We start from the raw sequence: 24,544 nt of genomic DNA on the forward strand, positions 1-24,544 counted from the left end.
CTCCCTCGCACTCAGCGCTTGTTGATATCGAACACGTGGTGAGCGGTGGTGTGACGTTTGATGTAATCCCAATCGTAGGTCACGCCCAGGCCGGGCCCGGTGGGGACAGGTACGGTGCCGTTGGCATCGATGCAGTCGATCTGGTCGGAGTAATCGCAGGCGTACACCTGGGGAATGTTGTTATCGCAGTCCGGCCCCACCAGCGCCACTTCGTAGAAGTTGGAGTTGCGAATGGCGCCCATCACATGACGATGGGCCGGACCGACCGCATGCACTTCGACGTCCAGACCAAAGGCTTCCGCTAGGCGCGCGGTCTTGATCGCACCGGTGATTCCCATGTCGTATTCGGGGTCGACGCGCAGGAAGTCGGTACCGCCCGCCATCAGGAAGTCCGCCTTCGGCTCCAGGCCGCGCACGTGCTCGGTGATAAGCAGCGGCGTCTTGAGCATCTCGCGCAGCTTCTTATGCGAGAACGCGGAAAGGCCTGCGTCGCGGTACGGATCTTCGAACCAGAAGTACTCGGCCTCATCGCAAGCCTTACCGACATACAGCGCGTCGGCGAAGGTCTTGAGATCGCAGGCGCCGTCGTACATCAGTTCCATGTCACGGCCAACTGCCTTGCGCGTGGCCAAAATCGCGGCGGCTTCCTCGCGTGGATTGCCGTCGAACCAGCCGTGGATTTTATAGCCGGGGTAGCCCATTTCCTTGCAGCGCAGCGCGAACTCGCCATAGGCCTCGGGGCTGTCCAAGCCGCCGTTGCGGTCACCGTGAAAGGTGCTGGCATAGGCCTTCAAACGGCTGCGGTAGCTGCCCAGCAATTTGGATATGGAACAGCCGAGTTGCTTGCCGGTCAGGTCCCAAAGGGCTATGTCGACCGGGCCGTGGCCCATGTGGTCGAAGTGGTGCAGCTTGCGCTTGAACTCGTCGTAGATCGCTTCGCGGTGGTCCGGATCACGACCCAGCAGATCGGGCGCCAGCATGATCGATTGCGCCAGCGCCGGGCGGGTACCGCCCCACATGGCGACGTACTCGCCACGCGCACCATCGTTGGTTTCGATCACGACAGCGTATTTGGCCAACTTCATCTTGCCGCCCTTCTTGTAGGCGACATGGTTATGGGTGTGTTCACCTTGAGCGGCGAGGTTGTGAACCTCGTAGGTGAAGTCGAAGATTTCGACGCGAGTGATGTGGGACATGCTGCCTCCAATTGTTTTTGTATTCGAATGCTGCGCCGACAGGCCATCGCTCGATCGCGGGCTTGCCATGTCTTGCGTGAGGCCAGAATATGAAGCCGATCAATGCATGTCCAAACCCTATTTAGCATTCCAACGATGCAAAAGGTGAATTGATGATTGGCTTTCCACAGCTGCGTTGTTTCGTTGCAGTGGCGACCGAGCTGCACTTCGGTCGCGCGGCGCAAATGCTGCACATGACGCAGCCACCCTTGAGCCGACAGATTCAATTGCTCGAACAGGAGCTAGGCGTTGCGCTGCTGGAAAGGACGTCGCGCTCCGTTTCGCTCACCCCTGCGGGATCGGCCTTTCTGGTGGAGGCCCGCAAGCTCATGGAGCAGAGTGAACGCGCTGTGCAAATCGCCAGACGCGCGGCCAATACGCTCAGCGGAACGGTGACGGTCGGCTTCATCGGGTCTGCCACCTACGGCTTCATTCCCAAGCTGGCTGAGCGCGCCAAGGAAGAGCTGCCGAACATTCACGTCAACTTTCTGGAAATGAATAGCGTCGAGCAGCAGGAAGCATTGCTGTTTGGCAGGGTCGATCTCGGCATCATCCGTCCTGGCCCAAGGGCGGAAGGCCTCGAATCGGTGTGCATCGAGAAAGGCGACCTCGCCCTGGCGGTGGCGCGCAACCACCCCCTCGCGTTACGCCGCCAGCTGGTGACGCTCAAGCAGCTCGATGATTTGCCATTCATCATGTACAGCAAGGTGGGCCGGTATTTTCAAGGTGTGCTGACCACGATGTTCGAGCGCGCGCAGGTCAAGCCCCGCTACGTGCAGTTCATGGACCAGACCCACGCCATTCTCTCGCTGGTTAGCGCCGGAATGGGTGTAGCCATCGTGCCCGAAGACGCGCGTAACGCTTGCTTCGAGAACGTGGTGTTCAAATCGCTGCAAACGCAGACGCAATATGAACTGCATGCGATCTGGCGTGCAGACGACGATGGTCCTGCGGTTGCCGCGGTACGCGAAATTATCCTGCGACAGCGGGTGTCCAGTCAGACGTGACGATAGCGTTGACGCATGGGCGACCGTTGCCGGAGACGTCGGCGGATGCGCTGTCCACCGGACGAAAGCCTGTCGCGGAAGCCGAAAACCCAAAGACATCGAGCGCAGAAGCCGGATAATGGCGCCCTATTTCGCCTGCCCGCAATTCTGGTGTCCCGCATGGAAATCAAGGTCAACTTTCTCGACAACCTTCGTCTCGAAGCCAAGTTCGACGACTTCACCGTCATCGCCGACCAGCCGATTCGCTACAAGGGCGATGGTTCGGCGCCGGGCCCCTTCGACTATTTCCTCGCGTCCTCCGCATTGTGTGCGGCCTACTTCGTCAAGCTCTACTGCCAGACGCGGGACATTCCCACCGACAACATTCGCCTATCGCAGAACAACATTGTCGATCCGGAAAACCGATATAACCAGATTTTCAAGATCCAGGTGGAGCTGCCCGCGGACCTCTCCGAAAAGGACCGCCAGGGCATCCTGCGGTCTATTGATCGCTGCACCGTGAAAAAGGTAGTGCAGGCCGGGCCGGCGTTCGTCATCGAAGAGGTCGAAAGCCTCGACGCCGATGCGCAAGCCTTGCTGATGCCCATCACCGACTCAGCTGCAAGTACCTACATCGCCGGCAAGGATTTGCCGCTGGAACAGACCATCGCTGACATGTCAGCGATCCTTGCCAAGCTGGGGATGAAGATCGAGATCGCGTCGTGGCGCAATATCGTGCCGAACGTGTGGTCGCTGCACATCCGCGATGCGCAGTCACCGATGTGTTTCACCAATGGCAAAGGAGCAACGAAGGAAAGCGCGCTCGCGTCCGCGCTGGGCGAGTTCATCGAACGGCTCAACTGCAATTTCTTCTACAACGACCAGTTCTGGGGTGAGGACATCGCCAATGCCGCGTTCGTACATTATCCGGACGAGCGCTGGTTCAAGCCTGGCCGCAAGGACGCTTTGCCCAAGGAAATCCTCGACGCGTACTGCCTGGATATCTACAACCCCGATGGAGAGCTGCGTGGTTCGCACCTCTACGACACCAACTCGGGCAACGTAGAGCGCGGTATTTGTTCGCTGCCATTTGTTCGTCAGTCCGACGGCGAGACGGTTTATTTCCCATCCAACCTCATCGAAAACCTGTACCTCAGCAACGGCATGAGTGCAGGTAATACGCTGGCCGAAGCGCAAGTCCAGTGCCTGTCGGAAATCTTCGAACGCGCCGTGAAGCGCGAAATCCTCGAGGGCGAACTCGCGTTGCCTGACGTGCCCCAGGCCGTACTGGCGAAATACCCGAGCATTCTGGCCGGCATCCAGGGCCTGGAAGCCCAGGGTTTCCCGGTATTGGTGAAGGACGCCTCGCTCGGCGGCGAATTTCCGGTCATGTGCCTCACGCTGATGAACCCCCGCACTGGCGGCGTCTTCGCTTCTTTCGGCGCGCATCCAAGCCTGGAGATTGCGCTTGAGCGTAGTCTGACGGAACTGCTACAGGGCCGCAGCTTCGAGGGGCTCAACGACCTGCCGCAGCCAACGTTCGAAAGCCAAGCGGTTACCGAACCCAACAACTTTGTCGAACATTTCATCGACTCCAGCGGCGTCGTGTCATGGCGTTTCTTCAGCGCCCGGTCTGACTTCGAATTCGTCGAGTGGGATTTCACGGGCTCAGGCGAAAACGCCAACGTCGAGGAGGCGGCAACCCTGTTCGGCATTTTCGAGGCCATGGGCAAGGAAACGTACATGGCGGTCTACGAGCACCTGGGCGCCAAAGCGTGTCGCATCCTCGTGCCGGGCTACTCTGAAATCTATCCGGTGGAAGACCTGATTTGGGACAACACCAACAAAGCGCTCTTCTTTCGCGAAGACATCCTCAACCTGCACTGCCTTGATGACGATAGTCTCCAGGCCCTGGTAGAGCGACTGGAAGAAAGCGAGCTGGACGATTACACCGACATCACCACCCTGATCGGCGTCGAGTTCGATGACAACACGGCGTGGGGCCAGTTGACGATTCTCGAGCTAAAGCTCTTGATCCAGCTGGCATTACAGCAGTTCGAAGCAGCCAAGGAAGGAGTGGAAACCTTCCTGCAGTTCAATGACAACACGCTGGATCGCGGCCTGTTCTATCAGGCGCTGAACGCGGCGCTGGAAGTGGAGCTTGACGACGATTTGGCGCTGGACGATTACGAAGCCAATTTCCGGAGGATGTTCGGTGATGCGCGCATGGACGCGGTCATCGGTTCTCTGGACGGCAGCGTCCGATTCTTTGGCTTGACGCCCACGAGCATGAAACTGGAAGGACTCGACCGGCACCTGCGCCTGATCGAGAGTTATAAGAAACTCCACGCGGCCCGCGCCCGTTTGCAATAGTTGATCGCCAAGCAACGGTCGGAGATGCCCAACCGCAGCCGGGGTGGACGCTGGACGTTCACCCCGGGCATTACGGCCAATTATCCCCGGCGCCGGAAGACCATCCCACCGTGGTGCAGGGTGTCTTCATCGACGAACGTTCCGTCGGCGGTAAAGCCTGTATCGTCCCAGTAGTCGATATGGTTACCCGTCACCTCGTAGCGCCCTTGATAGGCGCTTTCACGATTGCCGCGGGCTTCGTCGTAGCGACCGTTGGGTAATAGCTCATGGCGAATTTGGTCGCCGTCGGTGGTCCACATGCCGACATAAGGATGGCCAGCGCTGGAATCGTTCATCGCGTTATTCTCCTTTTCGTTTAGGGGGATGCGCCGGATGACATCGTCGTATGGCACAAGATCCAGGAAGGCTGTGACCTCAATCGCGCGCTGCTCAGCCATACGGAAGATCCACACATAACTGTTGTGGTAAGGCTTGCCATCGGCCGCTCTCCCCTCGCCGTCCCAGTTCACGATGACGACGTCATCCTCGGCCCAGATACCTTTCACGGTGGGGCGAATCGGCGTTGATAAACGTGAGACGAAGGGCGTGACCGCCCGCTCCATGAAGTCATCGATACCGCGATACGTGCCCGCGGATGGGCCAGACCCTTCGATGGTCCATACGATGTCCGGCGCCAGCACGTCTTGGAAAAACGTTCGACCGCCTGCCGACCATTTCTCGAATGCCTGCGTAATGAACGCGCGGTTGCGTTCGGTGGTGGCGTCGTCTGCTTGTGCAGGCAGAGCGCTCGTCAACATCGATACCAATATCAGTAACAGAACGGCGAAACGATTTCGGATGATGTTCATGGGTTGTCCTCATGGTGTTCTTATCAGTGAAAAGCCAGGGTTGGTCGAACGACGATTTCGTTCACATCGACGTCCTCCGGCTGTTCGATTGCATAGCGTACGGCCCGTCCGATGGCGTCCGGCTTGAGCGCGATGGCGCGATAGCTTTCCATGGCTTCCTTGGCAACGCCGTCCGTAATGGTCGACGCCAACTCGCTCTCGACAACGCCGGGATGCACACAGGTCACGCGAACGTCCGAACGCTCTTGGCGCAGCCCCTCGGAAACCGCCCGAACGGCGTATTTGGTCGCGCAATACACCGCCGCCGTGGGCGAGACAGTCAATGCGCCCACTGAGGCGATATTGACGACGTGACCGCTGCCCCGCTTGGTGAACTCCGGCAGCACCGCGGCGATGCCGTTCAGCACGCCCTTGATGTTGACGTCCACCATGCGGTCCCACTCATCCGTCTTCATCGCGGCCATGGGGGACAAGGGCATGATCCCGGCGTTATTGACGATCACGTCTACCCGCCCCCAGCGTTGGCGTGCCGCTTCGGCGAACGCGGCGACATCGCGGGCATCGGTTACGTCCAAACGTTGGTATTCGGCCTCGCCGCCCGCAGCGTTTATTTCGTCCACGACGGTCTCGAGCCGATCCGTACGGCGCGCACCCAATAGCAGCTTGGCGCCCGCCGCACCGAGCTCGCGTGCAATGCCTTCGCCGATACCGCTGGATGCGCCCGTAACTAAAACAACTTTGTCGATACTCATATAACTGTCCTCTCGCAGGTCTAAGCGGACCTGAGTGGTTCATGGTTTGTAGTCCGTCACACGAGCGGTTCTTCATGCCGAAGCATGGGCGCTCGAATGCCACGACGAACCTGATCGACGCTAAGCCGTATCCCGCGAACAACGGTTGCTGCGGTCAAAGGAAACGAGTCCTGGTGCAGGTGACTCAACGTTGCGCTCACGATATCCAACGGGCATTGTCGAGAGAATTCCCCAAATACTTACCGAATCGGTTAGCAGGGCTTACCAATGCACACAGATCTCAATCTGCTCAAGGTCTTCACCGCCGTAGCGGAATTACATAATTTCCGCGCCGCAGCGGATCGGCTGGATGTGACACGCTCGGCTGTCAGCCAAGGCATTCGGAGACTCGAAGACGGGTTAGGGATTGCACTCGTGCAGCGCTCGACACGCAGCGTGCGGTTGACCGAAGCGGGGGAACGTCTGCAGCACCAGATAGCCGAGCCGCTAACGGCGTTGCTCGCGGCGCTGGAAGAGGTAGCGACCGACGGCCCCCCGCGAGGCTTGCTCCGCATCGCGGTGACATCGATCGCCGAACGCTTTCTGGACGGTTCGCTGATCGCCACGTTCGCTGCGGCATATCCGGGGGTCATCCTGGACGTCACGGTAACGGACGAAGAATTCGACATTGTCGAGCGCGGCTTCGACGCTGGTGTGCGGCTGGGTGAAGTGATCGAACAAGACATGATCGCTGTCGCGATTACGGGCGAACAACGAGAAGTCGCCGTGGCCACACCGACCTACCTCGCGCAATACGGCACGCCGCAGCATCCAAGCGATCTAGTGAAGCATCGCTGTATCGGCTGGCGGCCTGCGTTGGATGTCGCGCCCTATCGATGGGAGTTCAGCGAACAGGGGCGGGCTTTCGACGTGGCCGTCGCTCCACAGGTCACGACCAATGACATGCTGGTAATGGTACGAACGGCACTCGCCGGCGGCGGCATCACCTTTGGCATCGAGGATACGTTCCGTCCCTATCTCGAACGCGGCGACCTGATCAGCGTACTCGATGCCTACCTCAAGCCCTTTCCCGGATTCTTCCTCTACTACCCAAGCCGGCACAACGTTGCGCCAAAACTGAAAGCGCTGGTCGAGCATGTTCGACAGCACCGTAAGCAGAGGGATGACTCATTGGCGGGCGTGTAATCCACGTCCTGTCTGGCGGCAGGCTAAATCAGCGCTCTTAGCAAACGCTGGAGGCCATTCGGGCTGCTGGCGACCTTAGCTCACTGGAATTTCCCTGAGCGCTAGCAAGTTCAAGAGACCTAGGGTATCGGCCCGACGGCGCGATTAATTTACGAATTGACATATCGGTAAATCTCGATATTATCCAGCCATGGACCTGATCGAAGTATTCAAAGCTCTCTCGAACCCTACACGCCTTGAAATCTTGAGGGGCCTGAAGGATCCCGCAAACAACTTTCCTCCACAGGATGAAGGTGACGTTCTGACGGTGGGAGTGTGCGTCAGCAGTATCCAAGAAGGTGTCGGATTGTCGCAATCAACGGTGTCTGGTTATCTCGCCACTTTGCAACGAGTAGGCTTGGTCGAAGTCAGGCGTATCGGTCAGTGGACCTACTACAAGCGTAATGAAGCAAACATCAGTGCGCTTGCCGAGGCCATAGGGAAAGAGCTGTAAATTTTTTACCGCAATATATCGAAATATCTCGATATCCCTTTTTATCGATAAGGAGATTTACCGTGAAAGCGATGACACTCAAATCATTCGGCAGCCCGGAATCGTTCGAGCTCCGCGACGTGCCGAAGCCTGTACCGCAAGCAGGACAAGTCCTGGTTCGGGTACATGCGACCTCTATTAACCCGCTGGATTATCAAGTTCGACGTGGCGACTATGCCGGTCTGGTGCAACTGCCCGCTATTACCGGACACGATGTATCGGGCGTTGTCGAGCAAGTCGGGCCGGGGGTGAAGAACTTCGCTGCTGGGGACGAAGTCTGGTACACCCCGCAAATATTCGAAGGGCCGGGTAGCTACGCCGAGTACCACGTTGCTGCAGAAAGCATCATCGGCAAGAAGCCTCCATCACTGAGCCATCTTGAAGCGGCCAGCCTTACTCTAGTTGGCGGGACAGTATGGGAAGCGTTGGTGGTGCGTGCGTCGCTCAGAGTTGGAGAAAGCATACTGATACACGGCGGCGCGGGAGGCGTAGGCCATATAGCGATCCAAGTGGCGAAAGCCATGGGCGCAAGAGTGTTCACGACCGTGCGCCAAGCAAATGCAGAATTCGCGCGCAGTATGGGTGCCGATGTGATCATCGACTACGAAAAAGACGATTACGTCGACGCTGTCATTCGGGAAACGGATGGTCGGGGCGTTGATGTCGTATTTGACACCATCGGTGGCGATGCACTGTCCCGCAGCCCCGACGCTCTTGCGCAACTCGGCCGTGTTGTCACGATCGTTGACATTACGCAGCCACAGAACGTTGTCCAGGCGTGGGGCAAAAACGCCAGTTATCACTTCGTTTTTACACGGCAGAACCGCGGCAAGCTCGATGAGCTGAGCGCATTGGTGGAGCGTGGTCAACTACGCCCGCACGTTGGCGAGGTCTATTCGCTCGCCGACATTGCGCTTGCCCACGCCAGACTGGAGAGCCCCAACAACGGCCTTCGGGGAAAAATCGCAATTGCAGTTGAGCAATCGCTCATTTCCTAAGTGCGAACTTTCAAAAGCTTAAGTCACTTTCGAGAGATGCCATGATTTATGAAATCGCTTTGCTGCCCGTTCACGAAGAACGCATTGAAATGTTCAGGCGTGCATTTACCGAGGTCGCTCATCTGCTAACTCGCGCGAAGGGTTACGGCGGTCACTTGCTCGCGCAAGGTATTGAAACTCCCCAGCAATTCAACCTCATTGTGCGATGGCAATCACTCGAGGACCACACGCCGGGCTTCGAAGCGAGTGAAGACCATCAGATGTTCATGACGCGCCTAGAGGAATATTTTTCAGAGGAGCCAACGGTCTACCATATTGAGGGCCCGGCTTTTACGACGGGAGCACCCGATGATTTGAGCAGCGCTGATACCGCAATATTAGTGTCTTGAGGACTTATCGATCGATAGGCGCAATCTAGCGGTGCGCTTGGTGCAGGAAGTCGGGAAGAAGTAGAAAAGAAAAAGCCCCGTAATGTTGTCCGTTACAGGGCTTTTTATATATGGCGGGGAGATAGGGATTTGAACCCTAGGACCTGTTGCCAGATCAACGGATTTCGAATCCGTCCCGTTCGACCACTCCGGCATCTCCCCGAAGCGGCGCGAATGATATCAGCTTGTTATGAATTGTCGAACCCCTGAAGAGATTTTTTCTGCGCATCTTCAGAGGGTTGCGTGTTATTGAGTCAGGCGGGTTAATGCCTCGCGGTACTTCTCGGCGGTTTTCAGGGCAACGTCATCGGGCACCGTTGGCGCCGGTGGCTCCTTGTTCCAGCCCGTGGACTCGAGCCAATCGCGGATGAATTGCTTATCGAAACTTGGCGGGTTGCTACCTTCGGCGTAGCTATCGGCCGGCCAGAAGCGGCTGGAGTCAGGGGTCAGCGCCTCGTCCATCAGGGTCAACGTGCCATGCTCGTCGAGACCGAATTCGAACTTCGTGTCGGCAATGATAATGCCACGCGTAGCCGCGTATTCAGCAGCAGCGGTATAGAGCGCGATGGCCGTATCTCGAACCTTTGCCGCAAGCTCGCTGCCGATGATCGCCTCGCAGCGCTCGAAGGAGATGTTCTCGTCGTGATCGCCAATAGCCGCCTTAGTGGACGGCGTGAAAATAGGTTGAGGCAGTTTGCTTGCCTCACGCAGCCCCTCCGGCAACGCGATGCCACAGACCGTACCCTGCGCCTTGTACTCCTTCCATCCCGAGCCTGCCAGATAACCTCTGACGATGGCTTCTACCGGTACCGGCTGCAAACGCTTGGCGACCACCGAGCGGCCTTCGATCAGCGGATAGACATCAGCAGCCACCACATCTTCAGGGCTATCACCCGTGAAATGATCCGGTACGAGATGGCCAAGTTTTTCGAACCAGAAGTTCGAAATGGCGGTAAGGATCTTTCCCTTCTCGGGGATCGGTTGCTCGAGAATGACATCGAACGCCGAAAGGCGGTCGCTGGCTACCATGAGCATCCGCTTATCATCGATCTCGTAAAGGTCTCGCACCTTACCTGAATAGAGTTTCTTGAGGCCAAGCGAAGAGGTGGTGCTCATGAGGTATGCCCTTTAAATGAAACAGGCGAAACCGAGGTTTCGCCTTGTCATGAGATGAGGCTGTAAGCGCGCGTATGCCGCGCTTCAGCCCAGGTTGTTCTGGATCAACGTCAGAATGCGCCGCGAAACATCAGCAGGGGCAACCTTCTCGATACCCTGCTCGACCGTCACCTGAACATTATCGCCGACCGTGCTCAGGCGCACTTGATAGCGTTCAGCCCGCGCGTCGATTTCTTCCTGGCTAGGCCCGCCTCCGAACAAACGCGAGAAGAAGCCCGGCTTCTCGTTAGGGTTCGCCGCCCCTTCCGCCAGGTTGATGTAATAGAGACCGTTACTGCGGTTAAGGTCTTCGACGCGGACGTCGCCATTCTGCAGGGCACGCCCGACGCTCGACCAGGCACGATCGAAATCGGTGACCAATCCCAGCACAGGATTGCCACTGCCATCCTGGGTCAGGTTTACACGATCGGGTGCGTCGTAGCTGTTGGCAGCGAGAAGCGAAATGGAGTCAGACTGGTTGGCACTCCCGGTCAACGAGGACAAGAGGTCGTCGAGCAGGACGGCTTCGACGGCGGGCTTGCCGGAACGTGCCGGAAAATCGACATTGGCGGTGCTACCAACCGGGCGGCTGGCGCTCGCGACGTAGACTTCACTGGTGTTGCGCGCAACGCCAGGTTCGATACGAACCCGCAGACGCGTTTCATGCCCGGCCAGATCTTCACCACGCGCGCTCAAACGGCTCGCCATATCTGAGGCCAACTGGTCGACCGGCTGCCAGGCCGTTACGAATTCGCCCGTGTGAGGACGCTCTTCGGCAATCCGGAAACCGTTCATTTCGAAAAACTGGCGCGTTACCGTCCACATCTGCGAAGGCTCACGCTGGGCAAGAATCCATCGCTGGTCGGTGCTCTCCTGAAGGCTGAACTCACTCATATCCGTGCCGACATCGATAGGCTGCGGGCGCGGCACCTCATAGTCAGTCCGGGAAACGTGCGTGGAGGCCACGTTCGCAGGAATAGGCAGCAACGGATCGAGCCGTTTGGCCTGGACGTCCGAAGGCACCTGCATCGGCGGTGTCTGGCGGGCCTCGAGATAATCGCTACCGCGGTCGCGGAAATATCCGTCATCGCCCCATAACCAGCCACATCCGCTGGTGCTGGTGATGACAAGTGCTAGCACGGAAAGTCCGGCGTATCGCTTCATGCGCAGTGATTCCTCGAATTAAGCCAGAATGCCGGATTGGCGCATGGCGTGACGCAGTGGTTCCTGAAATTCATCACTCAACCAGGTGAGCGGCAAGCGGATTCCGTCTGGAATAAGGCCCATCTCATGCAGCGCGAATTTGACTGGAATGGGGTTCGACTCCAGGAACAGAGCCTTGTTGAGCGGCATCAGTCGCTCATTGATCGCCCGAGTCGTAGTCTCGTCACCGGCAATTGCCGCGGCGCACAAATCGCTCATCGCACGGGGGGCGACGTTGGCGGTAACGGAAATATTGCCTTTGCCACCCAGCAACATCAGGCCGGCTGCCGTGCCGTCGTCGCCGGAATAGATGTAGAAGTCCTTTGGCGCACGATCGATCAGCGTTTTAGCGCGCTCAAGGTTGCCCGTGGCTTCCTTGATGGCGACGATGTTAGGCACTTCGGCCAGCCGCAGAACGGTATCCGGCAGCATGTCACAAGCGGTGCGGCCCGGTACGTTGTAAAGAATCTGAGGAATGTCCACGGCTTCAGCGATGTGGCGGAAGTGCCGGTACAAGCCTTCTTGCGTCGGCTTGTTGTAGTAAGGGGTGACGAGCAAGCAGGCGTCCGCGCCCATCTCCTTCGCCTCGCGCGTCAGCTCGACGGACTCACGTGTCGAGTTGCCGCCGGTGCCCGCGATGACTGGAATGCGGCCATTCACTTGTTGGACGATTCGTCGGATCGCTTCGACGTGTTCGCTGACTTCGAGCGTGGCCGACTCGCCGGTCGTTCCGACAGCAACGATGGCATTGGTGCCTTCCTGTAGATGGAAGTCCACCAGCTTGCTCAGGCTGTCCCAATCCAGAGCGCCCTGGGCGTCCATGGGGGTGACCAGTGCCACCATACTGCCTGAAATCATGCAACCGCTCCTGCCGAAAAAATGAGCCGTAATGGTAATGGCGCCACCAGCCTTGCACAAGCCAACCGATCAGGTTCAAGCATTCCCACGGCCCCCGCTTTTCGCTACCCTTCGGGCTCTGTTCGAGGTTGTCCTCGTTGCCCGTGATTATCTAGGAATGCTGTATGTCCCTTCCTCCCGTTCGTGAACAATTTCTGCTGATTAGCGCGCTAGGTGCCAATCCGATGGAGCTGACCAATACGCTCTGCCGGGCAGCCAGTGAGAGCCGCTGCGCGGTTACCAGCAGTCGCCTGACACGCCACGGTGAATACAGCGCACTCGTCCTGCAGATATCAGGCAGTTGGGATGCGCTGGCCCGCCTCGAAAGCGGGCTACCGCAGATCGCCAAACGCAACAGCTTCACCATCAGTGTCATTCGCAGCGCGCCGCTGGAGCCGCGCCCGCAATCGCTGCCTTATGTCGCCTATGTGAACGCGATCTACCGCCCGGATATTCTCAACGAGCTCTGCCAGTTCTTCGTTGACCACAAGATCGATCTGGAAAACATCACCTGCGACACCTACCAGGCCCCGCAGACCGGCAGCACCATGCTTACCGCGACCATCACGGTAACGCTGCCGGCAGGCACGCAGATCAGCTGGCTTCGTGATCAATTCCTGGATTTTGCCGACGCCTTGAACCTGGATGCTCTGATCGAACCCTGGCGCCCGCAGAACCCTTAAGAGATCGAACATGACTGTAGAAATCGACAAGCCGCTACCCGACTTTTCCGCCGTTGCAACGGGTGAGCATGAGGTAACTCCCGCCGCCCTAAAAAGCCGGCAAGCCGTTCTTTACTTCTATCCAAAGGACAATACGCCAGGCTGCACGACCCAGGGACAAGGCTTTCGCGATCAGCACCAAGCGTTCCTCGCGGCAGACACAGTGGTCTACGGAATCTCACGGGACAGCCTGCGCACGCATGAAAACTTCAAGGCCAAGCAGGGCTTTCCGTTCGAATTGATCAGCGACAAAGACGAAGCGCTGTGCCAATTGTTCGATGTCATCAAGCTGAAAAAGCTGTACGGCAAGGAATACATGGGCGTAGACCGCAGCACCTTCCTGATTGACCGAGAGGGCGTGCTTCGCCAGGAATGGCGTGGCGTGAAGGTGCCTGGGCATGTCGACTCCGTACTGGCGGCGGCCCAAGCCTTGGCCAAAAAATAGCAGCTCTAAAACGGGCGCCTCGATCGCTGTGGTTTGACTCGGTTGCAGGCCTCGTGCCTGCTCTGCTCAAACAGACTCGGCTTTTTTTAACCAGTAACGGTAAAGGCCTGCATCACTGTCTTCCCTCAAGAGCGCGTGCCCCGACAATCGTGCGAACGCGCGAAAGTCTCGCTGGGAGCCACCATCGGTTGCAGTAACCTCAAGCACTTGCCCAGGCGTTAGCCGTGCCAATTCCATCTTCGCTTTGAGCAACGGCAGCGGGCAATTCAAGCCAGTAGCGTCAAGTCTGGCATCGACGGTAATACCCTGCGAATCAACCATTGCGCACCTCGAAAAAGCCCACAGGATAACGAAGTGCTGAGGGCAGCTCTACAACCATGATGGCCGGTGCCTGCCGATCATCACGGCAAGATTGCCAGCGGGGTGCTATGCGGCACCATCGCACCAACTATCAGCCCGCGCCGACACGTTTTTCAACCCATGGATTCGCCGCGCCCGGAAGCGGGCTGCTACAGTAACGCATCCATTACGTGACGAGCCCCGTGCATGATGTCGCTGCGCCCTACTCTTCTCGCCCTTGCCTGCCTGATCGCCCCATTGCCGCTGACCGCGAACGACTTGCCTTCTTTGGGGGACTCTAGTTCGGCCGCGGTGTCGCCACTGCAGGAGTATCAACTCGGGCGCGCGTGGCTCAGCATTCTTCGCGGGCAGGTGCCACAGCTTTCGGACCCCTTGCTGAAGGACTACGTCGAGCGTAGCGTTTATCGGCTTGCAGAAACGAGTCAGGTACAGGACCGACGCTTCGAATTCGTGCTCCTGCGCAGCGACCAGATCAACGCATTCGCGGCTCCCGGCGGGATTGTCGGCGTTAATGGCGGATTGTTTCTCTATGCAGAAACCGAAGCCGAGTATGCGGCGGTCATGGCGCACGAACTCGCACACTTATCGCAACGTCACTTCGCACGCGGCCTCATGGCCCAACAACGGCTGCAACTGCCGATGATGGCCGCCATGCTCGCCGGCATCGTCGCGGCCGCGGCCGGCGCGGGCGATGCGGGTATCGCAGCCATTGCGTCGACGCAAGCTGCCGCCATTCAGGAACAGCGCAGATTTTCTCGGCAAAACGAACAAGAGGCTGACCGCGTCGGCCTTTTGAACATGGAGAAAGCTGGCTACGACCCCAAAGCCATGCCGCGTATGTTCGAACGACTCGCGCGACAATACCGCTACGACAGCAGGCCGCCCGAATTCTTGCTCACGCACCCGGTTACCGAGTCACGCATCGCAGACACGAGCAACCGCGCCGAGCAATTCCAAAGGGGCGGCCGCGACGACAGCCTCGAATATCAGCTCATACGTGCGCGCACGCGCCTGATGTTCGAACAGACGCCGGGGTCGGCGGCACAGCAGTTTCGCGCAATGCTCGACGAGCACCCTGAAAAGGATGCCGCACGGTACGGCTTGGCCATTTCCCAAACCAAGGTAGGAAAGCTCGACGAAGCTCAGCAATTGCTGTCGGAATTGCTGAAAAAGAATCCCGACAGCCTGATTTACGGACTTGCCCAAGTAGAGCTCGACGAGGCGCGAAACCGGCTCAACGACGCAGGCAAACGCATCGAGCAGTTGACTTCGCTTTACCCGGGCAGCTACCCGGTAAAGCAGGCCGCGATCGATCTACTGCTAAAGCAAAATCAACCACAGCAAGCTGAAAAATTGCTAGACGGCCTGCGGCTGGATCGCCCTAAAGATCCTGATGTTTGGTACGAAGTGGCGGAGGTCCGAGGGCTTTCCGGCAACATCATCGGCGTACACGAAGCACGCGCGGAATACTTCGCGCTTGTTGGCGATTACGATCAGGCGCTTCAGCAACTGGATTTCGCGCGACGTCGCGCCGCGAACAACTTCCCACTCGCGGCACGCATTGACGCACGCTACCAAGCGTTGAAAGAAGAACAACGTGCGGTAAAGGACTTGCTCGGCTGACCTTGCGATCGAACCGGGCTACGCGTTGCCAACGGACTTCAGCCGCGCAGCCTCGGTGAAATCAAGCATCCGCCGCAGCGGTCGCACCGCACGCGGAATCAACGCATTATCGACGTGCACTTCTTCCCGCCCCTGGCGAATTCCAGCCAGCAAACGCTCAAGCGTATTCATAGCCATCCAGGGACATAGCGCGCAACTACGGCAGGCTGCGCCGTTACCCGCGGTGGGCGCCTCCATGAACACTTTGTCGGGGCACGCCTGCTGCATCTTGTAGAAAATGCCGCGATCGGTGGCCACGATGAACGTGCGATGTGGAAGACGTTGCGCCGCTTTGATCAATTGGCTGGTCGATCCCACCGCGTCCGCAAGCTCGATGACCGCTTCAGGCGACTCCGGATGGACAAGGACGGCCGCTTCCGGATACAGGCCTTTCATGTCCGCCAATTGCTTGGCTTTGAATTCTTCATGAACGATGCAGGCGCCTTCCCACAGCAGCATGTCAGCACCGGTTGCGCGTTGGATGTAGCGTCCAAGATGCTGATCGGGCGCCCAGATGAGTTTCTCACCGTTGTCCATCAGGCTTTCGACGATCTCGAGCGCGCACCCCGAAGTCACCACCCAATCCGCCCGCGCCTTCACCGCAGCCGATGTGTTCGCATAAACGACGACGGTGCGCTCCGGATGCTGATCGCAGAACGCGGAAAATTCGTCCACGGGGCAGCCCAGATCGAGGGAACAGGTCGCTTCGAGCGTTGGCATCAACACGCGTTTTTCGGGGTTCAGGATCTTGGCCGTTTCGCCCATGAAGCGAACGCCGGCGACGACTACGGTAGATGCGGAATGCTGGTAACCGAATCGGGCCATTTCGAGCGAGTCAGCAACGCAGCCGCCCGTTTCTTCGGCCAACGCCTGAAGTACGGGATCGCAATAATAATGAGCGACAAGTACCGCGTCCTGTCGTTTGAGCTCATAGGCGATCTGGCGCGCGTATTCGCGCTGCTCGTTCTCCGTCAATACGCGCGCCTGCCTTGCGGACAGGTGCGCCTGAACAAGCTGACGTTCGGATATCTGGGCCATGGGGAGGTCAAGGTCGTTGACGGCCGCCGAGTATAACATCGTGACGGCGGCGCTTCAGAAACGCACGTTTACCCATATCGTAGGCATTAAAAAACCCGAAGCGCCTCGCGGAGCTTCGGGTTATGCAAATGGTGGGTCGTGTAGGATTCGAACCTACGACCAATTGGTTAAAAGCCAACTGCTCTACCGACTGAGCTAACGACCCAACGCGGGGCGCATGATACTGATTCCAATGAAGAAATCAACACCCCACCGAAAAATCAAACGTAACGCGTAGGATCCGATAGTCCAGCAGCGAAAAACCCTTCGCGGCGCAGACGGCAACTATCGCAACGGCCACAGGCTCGCCCATCCGCATCGGCCTGATAGCACGAGACGGTCAAACCGTAGTCGACGCCAAGCCCCGTTCCTTTCGAAACGATCTCAGCCTTTGTCATATATTGCAGTGGCGCTCGGACATGAAGAGGCCGCCCTTCGACGCCCGCCTTCGTTGCGAGGTTCGCCAGCTTTTCGAAGGCATCGATGAATTCTGGCCTGCAATCGGGATACCCCGAGTAGTCGATCGCATTCACACCGATGAACAGCTCACTGGCTTCGATCACTTCTGCCCAGCCTAACGCGAGCGCGAGAAAAACCGTATTCCTGGCCGGCACATACGTTACGGGAATGCCCTCACCAGCAAGTTCCGGGACGGCAATCCGCGTGTCGGTGAGCGCCGACCCGCCAATCCCATCCAGGTTGAGGCCGATGACCTTATGCTCCACCACTCCTTGCTGCCGAGCCACGCGCTCGGCTGCCATCAGCTCTGCGCGGTGCCGTTGTCCGTAATCGAAACTCATGCTGTAAACCGCGTAACCTTCGGCTTTGACCATTGCCAGCACCGTCGCCGAGTCGAGACCACCGGAAAGCAATACGACAGCCTTCTTGTCAGACATAACTTATTCCTCAGCAACCTTTCGAGCGTTCATGAATACAGAGCTTGCCGGGAATTATAACGGTCTCGCCTTTGCAGCAGCGGCCGCTTTGCGGTTCCATCGATCAAAAAGAGGGAACCATCCAAAGCGCAAGTTGTTCGAAAAACCGTTGGCCGTCTGCCCAGCGCCTCGACCCGCACTAATGCGCGCCTGGGCGGCTCCGCCAACGGCTGCCAAGGATTGTTCAGCAGCGACGTCAGACCTGTAACACATATCGTGCATGCTCGACGCATCGTCAAAACGATCACGATTCGAGCGAGTGTCAGTAGAAGCCCTTATTCGATGGAGCGTACGGGGACTGCGGACGGCGTGCAGTTTAGCGCCTTGCCCTGGGGCCTAAATGCCTATCGAAAAGAGAAGGAGACCGACACGTGCAACTAACCACGCCGGAAAAAGACCTTAGAATCGAAACGATCCGGGGACTGGCATTACTCCTGATGGTTGCAGGGCACGTCATCGGTGACGTGGCGACGACGGGCATGGAGGTCGCTGACGACTCATTCTTGCGCTACCTCTACAACTCCCTCGTGTACGTTCGGATGCCGCTTTTCACGGCGATCTCCGGCTACGTTTACGCGCTTCGTCCTGTGACGCGAGATAGCGCACTAGGCCGTTTTTATCAGGGCAAGCTGCGCCGGATCGTCCTTCCACTGGTAGTCGTGTCGACACTGTTTTTCGTAGCACAAATGGTCGCGCCGGGTGCGAACGCCAGTCCAGAATGGATCGACATGTTTCCGATCTACGTATTTGGCTATGCGCACTTCTGGTTCCTACAGGCGATCTTCTGCATCTTTTTAATCGTTTCGTTACTGGACAAGCTAGGTGGACTCAACAGCGCGCCTAAAGCCTTGATCGCAATTGCGCTTTCAGTTGTCGCTTCCCTTGGCTATGACGCGTTTCCTAAGCTGTTCAGCTTTGATCGTGCCGTTGGCCTGTTGCCGTTCTTCCTGTTAGGACTGTCCATTTATCGCTTCTGGGACCAAATCACCAGTCGCGCTATTCAGACAACGCTGCTGGCAACTCTCGTCATCACCGTCGGCCTAGATCAGGCGTACCTATGGAATCAAACCGATTTTTCGAGTTTCGATATATCGGTCGTAGGCACAGCGCTAGGTCTTTCTGCCATCTACTTGTTGATCGTGCACCGCTTTTATTTCAAGCCGCTTGCCTGGCTGGGACGCTACGCCTTCGAAATCTACTTACTGCACGTGTTTGGTACTGCCGGCACGCGTATCTTGCTTGGCAAGCTCAACGTTAATGACGATTGGATCGTGTTCTCCGCCTGCCTGCTGGTTGGCCTTGCCCTGCCGGTCGCAGTCAAGCGAGTGACCCAGCATGTCGCCATTGCAGATCTGCTGATTTTCGGCACACGCCGAACTCAGCGACGGCCAAAGGCGCAGTCCAGCGCTGCGTTCAAAACTAGCCGGGCCGGTTCCCGGTAGAGACGATCTGTGGCGAAGCACGTGATTTCGTTAGCTTCGCCGACTTCGCGCAGCCGACCGTTCGCTACGCAGCCGTTCTAGAGCACGCTTCAGGATTCCACCACAGGGCGGCATCATGCAAATACCGGAGACCAGCAAAACGTAAAACGCAGGATGGATTAGCGCCACCTCCGCATGAGCCGCCGTCCACCGTGCCTTATCAAGTAGCAGGCAACGAAACTCGTCAGGATTTGACCCAACGGCGGGATGGCAAAAAAAATCCGAGACCATAGCGCTGGTATCGGATTTTTTTGCACTCGGAGAACAATATTCGACGCTGGAAACGACCTACGTCGTTTTGGGCCTCTCGCTTACCTAGCGGCCGCGCTGCAAATCACTTTGCGCAAGTTGTGCGGCAGAACTGCCTGGATATTGCGAAACGACCTGCTGAAGAATGCCTCGCGCTTTATCGGCGTTGCCCAAACGACGTTCGACGTCTGCAAGCTTATAAAGCGAATCTGGCACCTTATTGTGGCTCGGGTAATTTTGAGCTACTCGCGCAAATGCTTGCCCAGCGCCTTGGAGGTCGCCATTCGCAAGATTAACCTCACCCAACCAATATTGCGCGTTACCTGCATATTGGCTTTGAGGGTAACGACGTAAGAAGGCATTGAATGCCTGGGACGCCTTATCGAAATCTTTCTGCTTGATAAGATCGAAAGCCGCGTCGTAATAAAGTTTTTCTTTAGCGGGATCCGCAGGTTCGGATGCGGCATTACCTACATCCTGTTGAGCGCTCCCAGCTCCACCTGCTGAAGGGGAGTTAGTAGAATTCTGGCTCCCGCCAGCGCTGTTTGCGCCATTCGAGAGGTTGGCCAAACGACTATCAACATCCTGATAGCGCTCTAGCCCTTCTTGCTTCAAACGCTGGATTTCATTTTGCTGCTCTTCGACCATACCGCGAAGTTGCGCAATTTCACCCTGCATTTGTTGGAGCTGTGTGAACAACTGCCCTTGTGCAGAAGACGGAGCCTGCGCTCCGCCTCCGGCATAGGCGCCATTCGTGCCGTAACTAGGCGACTGATAACTTCCATTGGAACCGGAAGTCCCGTCATCCACAGGAACCTGGGCGACTGCCACCAAAGGCAGCGCCAGTACGGCTAAACCGAGAGCACGATGGCACTTACGCATATGAACTTACTTACGCAGTTCTACGCGACGGTTCTGGGCCCAAGCTTGCTCGTCCTGACCAGTAACGGCTGGACGCTCTTCGCCATAGGAAACAACTTCCAGCTGTGCAGGAGAAACGCCCTGCAGAACCAGGTAGCGCTGAACGGCTTGCGCACGGCGCTCGCCCAGAGCCATATTGTACTCACGGGTGCCGCGCTCGTCAGTGTGGCCTTCCAGCGCAACACGGTTACCGTTCGACTTCAGGTCACGTGCATGGACGTCCAGGGAGCGCATGGCTTCTGGCTTGAGGTCCGAGCTGTCGTATTCGAAGTAGAACGTGGTGATAGCGCGCAGAGCTGCTTCTTCGCCCATGCTGCCGTCTACCGCACCAGTGTTGGCGCCGTAACCAGCGTTAGGATCAACTGCACCGGTGCTGCCGTCGCCGGAAGCGTCGCCGCCACGGGAAGAACAACCAACAGCAACAGCCATTGCCAGCGTAAGCGCGGCGAACTTACCAAACTTCAGCATTTCCATAGTGAAACTCCTTTTGAACCCCAGTTGTTGTGTTAAGCGTAGATCGTTTTTTTACCGCATCAGTTCAGGTAAGGGGACCAGGATGGCTCACGGACTTCGCCTTGAGCGGTAGGAAGTGGGAGCCTAACTCGGCCATTCGTAGACACAAGCATCAAGACTCCCCGGCCCTGCTGGCGGGTGGCGTAGATTAGCATGGTGCCATTGGGCGCAACAGTGGGCGACTCATCCAAATTTGTATCCGACAGGATGCGCAAATTACCTTTCTCCAAGTCTTGTGCAGCGACCTTGAAGTTAGTGTAGCCATCTTGACGATGGATCATCACCAGCGTCTTTTCATCCGCGGAAAGTTTGGGGTTCGCGTTGTAGTTACCCACGAAAGTTACGCGCTCTGCATTATTGGTTCCGATACGCTGCTTGTAGATTTGCGGCTTACCGGCACGGTCCGACGTGAAGTACACCGTCTGACCGTCTTTGCCCCAGAACGGTTCGGTATCGATAGCGTAGTGATTGGTGACGCGAGTGACTTGCCGGCTACCCAGGTCCATTACATAAATCTCTGGATTGCCGTCTTTCGAAAGAACGAACGCCACGCGATTACCATCGGGCGAAAACGCCGGCGCACCGTTAAGACCTTCGTAGTTCGTCAGCTGCTCGCGACGACCTGTATCGATGTTCTGCAAGAAGATTCGAGGACGGCGCTGTTCGAAGGAGACATACGCGATACGACGGCCATCGGGTGCAAATCGCGGCGAAAGAATTGGCTCACGCGATTGCAACAGCGTAGAGGCACGCGCACCGTCATAGTCCGAACGTTGAAGGGTATAGCGTGCATTACCGCCACCCAGCTGCTCTGCGGTGACGTAAAGCAGACGCGTGGAGAACGCACCTTTCACGCCGGTGAGCTTCTCGAACGACTGGTCAGCAATATAGTGAGCCATGTCCCGGAGCTGATCGGTGGAACCGCCGACCGTACCGTTGAAAACCTGCTGTTCTGTCGCTACGTTGAACAACGCATATTGAACCTGCAAACGCCCGCCGGACGGGACGATGTTACCGACGAGAACATATTGGGCACCTAACGCTTTCCAGTCTCGGTAGATCACTTCGCTCGCCTGCGTCGGCAAGCTGATCATGTTCTGCCGTGGGATAGGCTGGAAGACGCCGGAGTTGCGCAGGTCGTTACCCACGATATCCGCCATGTCTTCCGGCAACACGTTACCGCCTTGCCAGCCGAAGGGTACAACCGCGACCGGAATGGCGCGGTCTGCGCCACTGGTAACCAGGATGTTTCTTTCCTGACCGTATGCCAGGCCTGCCATGCAGAGCATGACGACCATCAAACCTCGGAGCATTTTCATCACAGCGCTAGGTCCTCGGGGGTGAATGTAATCAGGAACGACCGATAGGGCGCGAAATCAGCCGCTGAAAGTTGCTGCATTTCGGTGATCCTGCCGATGTTACGCACAGCTGAAACCGCGGAGTTATCGAACGGACCGTCACCGCTTGAGCGAGCGATGCTCACGTTGGTGATGGTTCCATCAGGCAGCATGTTGACCCTTAGCGATACACTCATGTTGTTACGTGCCGACGGCGGACGACTCCAACCTTCGGCCGCGCGCATACGAATCAGGTCGTCCATGTTGCCTGACACCTGATCACCCTGAGTGTCGGCCAGTGCTTGCTGTCGCTCGGTATCGTCGGATAGGAGATCGGCCAGCGCCTGAGCTTTCTTGTCTTCGGCTGCCTTGCGAGCTGCTGCTTCCTCAGATGCCTTTTTCTTCTTAGCCGCTTCGGCCGCTGCCGCTTTCTTTTTCGCCTCTTGCTCTGCGGCGGCTTTCTTTTTAGCGTCTTCGGCAGCCTTTTTCCGCTCCGCCTCGGCCGCGGCTTTCTTCTTCGCTTCTTCCGCTGCTTTTTTCTTGGCTTCTTCAGCCGCCTTCTGTTTTTCCGCTTCTTCTGCAGCCTTTTTGCGTGCGACATCAGCTAGACGCTTCTGCTCCGCCGCTTCTGCCTCCGCCTCCTTGGCGGCCTCCGCTTTCGCGGCGGCCTCGGCTTCTTGCGCCTTTCGAGCCTCCTCGGCTTTCTTTTGTTCCGTGGCCTTTTGCTCGGCCGCCTTAGCATCCGCTTCCTTCTGAGCCGCGGCCTTTGCAGCGGCAGCCTTCGCTTGCGCGATCTTTTGCTGCTCTGCGCGCTGCTGCTCGAGTTGCTCGGTCTCGTATTGCGGCGCCGCGGTCTTGGCTGCTTCACCCGCTATCTTCTGATTAGTCTGGGTGGTCGCCTGACTTTGCGACTTGGCCTGGTAGAGCGTCGCTTGAATGATGGGTCGAGACGGTGGCAGTTCGGGGGTCATGGAGACGCTGACGAACAAGGTGCCGAAAATCAGCACGTGCAGACCTACAGCCCAAACGATCGGCCAGAAGTAACTCTCCGACGGAGAACGTTCCTCGCTGTGTTGCATCACGGCGCCTCGGTGATCAGACCGACATTACCGACGCCAGCCTGCTGCAGGCCACCCATAGCCTGCATCACAGATCCGTAGTCGACCGACTTGTCGCCACGAATGAATACCTGCGTTTGCTTACCCTGGGCACGAGACTGGTTCATGATCGCGCTGACCGCCTTGGTCATCTGATCCAGCGTCAATGCTTTGTCCTGGACCGTCTCGGTATCGACTTCGCTACCCATGTTCCAGTAATAGGTCTTGTCTTTCTTTATGGAGATGGTCAGAACCTGGGAGTTGTTGTCCTGCGGCAGGACATCGGAGCTCACTTGCGGTAGGTCGACTTTGACGCCTTGGTTAAGCATGGGAGCGGTCACCATGAAGATGACGAGCAGCACCAACATCACGTCGATGTAGGGCACCACGTTCATTTCCGCAACCGGTTTACGTTTCTGGCGAATACGGGCCATGACTAATCGAGCCTCACTCGTCGCGTGTATGCACTTTGCGATGCAGGATGGCTTGGAACTCGTCGGCGAACGTGTAGTAACGGCCGATCAGCGTTTCGCCGCGCGCGGAGAACCGGTTGTAGGCGATAACTGCAGGGATGGCGGCGAACAGACCAATGGCAGTGGCAATAAGGGCTTCCGCAATGCCGGGGGCGACCGTGGCAAGCGTCGCCTGCTGCACCTGAGACAGTCCGCGGAACGAGTTCATGATCCCCCACACGGTACCGAAGAGACCGATATAAGGACTGGTGGAACCTACGGTGGCCAGGAATGGTAAGCCTTGCTCGAGCTTTTCTTCCTCACGGGAAATGGCAACGCGCATGGAGCGAGCTACGCCGTCCATGACCGCATCGGGGTCAACGCCCGGTTGCTGCCGAAGGCGGGAGAATTCTTTGAAGCCTGCACGGAAAACCTGCTCGACGCCTGAATCCGGATCAGGGTCAGTACCTGCCTGGCGATAGAGCTTGGACAGATCGATGCCCGACCAAAAACGCTCCTCGAAACTATCGAGCCCACGCTTTGCGGCCCGCAGCGAGTTACCCCGCTGGAAAATCATGACCCACGAAACGATCGAAGCACCGACCAGTATGAGCATCACCAGCTGAACCACGACGCTGGCGTTACTGATCAAACTCCACATGGACATATGGTCGACATTATTGGCGACGTTGGCTTCCACT

The 24,544-nt window shown here is 57.6% G+C and carries 25 protein-coding genes, 2 tRNA genes and 1 pseudogene; 10 read left to right on the top strand and 18 right to left on the bottom strand.

The genetic code is table 11. From position 1 onward, the window contains the following. Positions 1-11: 11 nt before the first annotated feature. Entirely contained in the window at positions 12-1,196 is a 1,185-nt protein-coding gene (locus IEY47_RS01640) for an enolase C-terminal domain-like protein (protein WP_188981393.1), read from the bottom strand. A 152-nt stretch (positions 1,197-1,348) separates the two neighbouring features. On the opposite strand from IEY47_RS01640, the gene IEY47_RS01645 reads away from it, so the two are divergent. Continuing rightward, positions 1,349-2,242 carry a LysR family transcriptional regulator gene (locus tag IEY47_RS01645; protein WP_188981394.1) on the top strand — a complete coding sequence of 298 codons (894 nt, stop codon included), beginning with the start codon at positions 1,349-1,351 and terminating at the stop codon, positions 2,240-2,242. 159 nt (positions 2,243-2,401) lie between these two features. Beyond that, on the top strand, positions 2,402-4,594 hold the full coding sequence (locus tag IEY47_RS01650; RefSeq protein WP_188981395.1) for an OsmC domain/YcaO domain-containing protein: 2,193 nt from the start codon (positions 2,402-2,404) through the stop codon (positions 4,592-4,594). Positions 4,595-4,674: 80 nt separating this feature from the next. On the opposite strand, the gene IEY47_RS20665 is transcribed toward IEY47_RS01650, so the two are convergent. The 3 genes and pseudogenes from IEY47_RS20665 to IEY47_RS01660 all read right to left on the bottom strand — a co-directional run bounded on the left by IEY47_RS20665 (position 4,675) and on the right by IEY47_RS01660 (position 6,194). Further along, the gene (locus IEY47_RS20665; protein ID WP_229779149.1) at positions 4,675-4,929 is read right to left on the bottom strand and encodes an Atu4866 domain-containing protein; all 255 of its coding nucleotides are present in this window, start codon (positions 4,927-4,929) and stop codon (positions 4,675-4,677) included. Positions 4,930-5,019: 90 nt separating this feature from the next. Further along, positions 5,020-5,442: pseudogene (locus IEY47_RS20670) on the bottom strand (nuclear transport factor 2 family protein); the annotation flags it as partial. 23 nt (positions 5,443-5,465) lie between these two features. Beyond that, positions 5,466-6,194 (bottom strand): SDR family oxidoreductase, encoded by a 729-nt coding sequence (locus IEY47_RS01660; RefSeq protein ID WP_188981396.1) that lies wholly within the window; start codon positions 6,192-6,194, stop codon positions 5,466-5,468. A 267-nt stretch (positions 6,195-6,461) separates the two neighbouring features. On the opposite strand from IEY47_RS01660, the gene IEY47_RS01665 reads away from it, so the two are divergent. The 4 genes from IEY47_RS01665 (at position 6,462) to IEY47_RS01680 (ending at position 9,298) form a co-directional block, all read left to right on the top strand. Continuing rightward, positions 6,462-7,379 carry a LysR family transcriptional regulator gene (locus tag IEY47_RS01665; RefSeq protein WP_188981397.1) on the top strand — a complete coding sequence of 306 codons (918 nt, stop codon included), beginning with the start codon at positions 6,462-6,464 and terminating at the stop codon, positions 7,377-7,379. Positions 7,380-7,569: 190 nt separating this feature from the next. Further along, positions 7,570-7,872 (top strand): ArsR/SmtB family transcription factor, encoded by a 303-nt coding sequence (locus tag IEY47_RS01670; protein WP_188981398.1) that lies wholly within the window; start codon positions 7,570-7,572, stop codon positions 7,870-7,872. Positions 7,873-7,934: 62 nt separating this feature from the next. Beyond that, a complete protein-coding gene (locus tag IEY47_RS01675) occupies positions 7,935-8,909 on the top strand; it encodes a zinc-dependent alcohol dehydrogenase family protein (protein ID WP_188981399.1) in 975 nt (324 codons plus the stop codon). A 41-nt stretch (positions 8,910-8,950) separates the two neighbouring features. Next, entirely contained in the window at positions 8,951-9,298 is a 348-nt protein-coding gene (locus IEY47_RS01680) for an antibiotic biosynthesis monooxygenase family protein (protein ID WP_188981400.1), read from the top strand. A gap of 111 nt (positions 9,299-9,409) precedes the next feature. Here IEY47_RS01680 and IEY47_RS01685 read toward each other — a convergent pair. From IEY47_RS01685 to dapA, 4 genes are all read right to left on the bottom strand, one after another. Next, positions 9,410-9,499, bottom strand: a tRNA-Ser gene (locus IEY47_RS01685). An 84-nt stretch (positions 9,500-9,583) separates the two neighbouring features. Then, entirely contained in the window at positions 9,584-10,453 is an 870-nt protein-coding gene (locus tag IEY47_RS01690; protein WP_188981401.1) for a phosphoribosylaminoimidazolesuccinocarboxamide synthase, read from the bottom strand. Between the two features lie 84 nt (positions 10,454-10,537). Then, the gene (gene bamC, locus IEY47_RS01695) at positions 10,538-11,656 is read right to left on the bottom strand and encodes an NlpB/DapX family lipoprotein (protein ID WP_188981402.1); all 1,119 of its coding nucleotides are present in this window, start codon (positions 11,654-11,656) and stop codon (positions 10,538-10,540) included. A gap of 18 nt (positions 11,657-11,674) precedes the next feature. After that, positions 11,675-12,553: a 4-hydroxy-tetrahydrodipicolinate synthase gene (gene dapA, locus IEY47_RS01700; RefSeq protein WP_188981403.1), complete on the bottom strand. Its 879-nt coding sequence runs from the start codon at positions 12,551-12,553 to the stop codon at positions 11,675-11,677. A 164-nt stretch (positions 12,554-12,717) separates the two neighbouring features. Between dapA and IEY47_RS01705 the strand changes: the two genes are divergently transcribed. Both IEY47_RS01705 and IEY47_RS01710 read left to right on the top strand, forming a co-directional pair. Beyond that, positions 12,718-13,275, top strand: coding sequence for a glycine cleavage system transcriptional repressor (locus IEY47_RS01705; RefSeq protein ID WP_188981404.1), 558 nt, complete (start codon positions 12,718-12,720; stop codon positions 13,273-13,275). A gap of 10 nt (positions 13,276-13,285) precedes the next feature. After that, entirely contained in the window at positions 13,286-13,759 is a 474-nt protein-coding gene (locus tag IEY47_RS01710) for a peroxiredoxin (protein ID WP_188981405.1), read from the top strand. 66 nt (positions 13,760-13,825) lie between these two features. Here the strand turns inward: IEY47_RS01710 and IEY47_RS01715 are convergent, their stop codons facing one another. Next, the gene (locus IEY47_RS01715) at positions 13,826-14,080 is read right to left on the bottom strand and encodes a sulfurtransferase TusA family protein (protein ID WP_188981406.1); all 255 of its coding nucleotides are present in this window, start codon (positions 14,078-14,080) and stop codon (positions 13,826-13,828) included. 225 nt (positions 14,081-14,305) lie between these two features. Here IEY47_RS01715 and IEY47_RS01720 point away from each other — a divergent pair, with 225 nt between their 5' ends. Next, on the top strand, positions 14,306-15,742 hold the full coding sequence (locus IEY47_RS01720) for a M48 family metalloprotease (protein ID WP_188981407.1): 1,437 nt from the start codon (positions 14,306-14,308) through the stop codon (positions 15,740-15,742). An 18-nt stretch (positions 15,743-15,760) separates the two neighbouring features. On the opposite strand, the gene nadA is transcribed toward IEY47_RS01720, so the two are convergent. The 3 genes from nadA to queC all read right to left on the bottom strand — a co-directional run bounded on the left by nadA (position 15,761) and on the right by queC (position 17,754). Next, on the bottom strand, positions 15,761-16,819 hold the full coding sequence (gene nadA / locus IEY47_RS01725) for a quinolinate synthase NadA (protein WP_188981408.1): 1,059 nt from the start codon (positions 16,817-16,819) through the stop codon (positions 15,761-15,763). 129 nt (positions 16,820-16,948) lie between these two features. Next, positions 16,949-17,024: transfer RNA gene (locus IEY47_RS01730), tRNA-Lys, on the bottom strand. A gap of 55 nt (positions 17,025-17,079) precedes the next feature. Continuing rightward, entirely contained in the window at positions 17,080-17,754 is a 675-nt protein-coding gene (gene queC / locus IEY47_RS01735; RefSeq protein WP_188981409.1) for a 7-cyano-7-deazaguanine synthase QueC, read from the bottom strand. Positions 17,755-18,164: 410 nt separating this feature from the next. Between queC and IEY47_RS01740 the strand changes: the two genes are divergently transcribed. Further along, complete coding sequence (locus tag IEY47_RS01740) at positions 18,165-19,235, top strand: acyltransferase family protein (RefSeq protein WP_188981410.1); 1,071 nt, start codon at positions 18,165-18,167, stop codon at positions 19,233-19,235. A 354-nt stretch (positions 19,236-19,589) separates the two neighbouring features. Here the strand turns inward: IEY47_RS01740 and ybgF are convergent, their stop codons facing one another. From ybgF to tolQ, 6 genes are read right to left on the bottom strand one after another with little or no spacing between them, the layout of a single operon-like run. Next, on the bottom strand, positions 19,590-20,405 hold the full coding sequence (gene ybgF / locus IEY47_RS01745) for a tol-pal system protein YbgF (protein ID WP_188981411.1): 816 nt from the start codon (positions 20,403-20,405) through the stop codon (positions 19,590-19,592). Positions 20,406-20,411: 6 nt separating this feature from the next. Beyond that, a complete protein-coding gene (gene pal / locus IEY47_RS01750; protein WP_188981412.1) occupies positions 20,412-20,918 on the bottom strand; it encodes a peptidoglycan-associated lipoprotein Pal in 507 nt (168 codons plus the stop codon). A gap of 59 nt (positions 20,919-20,977) precedes the next feature. After that, entirely contained in the window at positions 20,978-22,246 is a 1,269-nt protein-coding gene (tolB, locus tag IEY47_RS01755; RefSeq protein WP_373293506.1) for a Tol-Pal system beta propeller repeat protein TolB, read from the bottom strand. Between the two features lie 29 nt (positions 22,247-22,275). After that, entirely contained in the window at positions 22,276-23,373 is a 1,098-nt protein-coding gene (tolA, locus tag IEY47_RS01760) for a cell envelope integrity protein TolA (RefSeq protein ID WP_188981414.1), read from the bottom strand. Further along, on the bottom strand, positions 23,373-23,825 hold the full coding sequence (gene tolR, locus IEY47_RS01765; protein WP_188981415.1) for a protein TolR: 453 nt from the start codon (positions 23,823-23,825) through the stop codon (positions 23,373-23,375). Before tolR ends, tolA begins: the two co-directional genes overlap by 1 nt. A gap of 13 nt (positions 23,826-23,838) precedes the next feature. Continuing rightward, the gene (gene tolQ / locus IEY47_RS01770; protein WP_188981416.1) at positions 23,839-24,543 is read right to left on the bottom strand and encodes a protein TolQ; all 705 of its coding nucleotides are present in this window, start codon (positions 24,541-24,543) and stop codon (positions 23,839-23,841) included. Position 24,544 lies beyond the last annotated feature (1 nt).

The organism is Pseudomonas matsuisoli (genome assembly GCF_014647635.1).
GTDB classification, from domain to species: Bacteria; Pseudomonadota; Gammaproteobacteria; order Pseudomonadales; family Pseudomonadaceae; genus Pseudomonas_P; species Pseudomonas_P matsuisoli.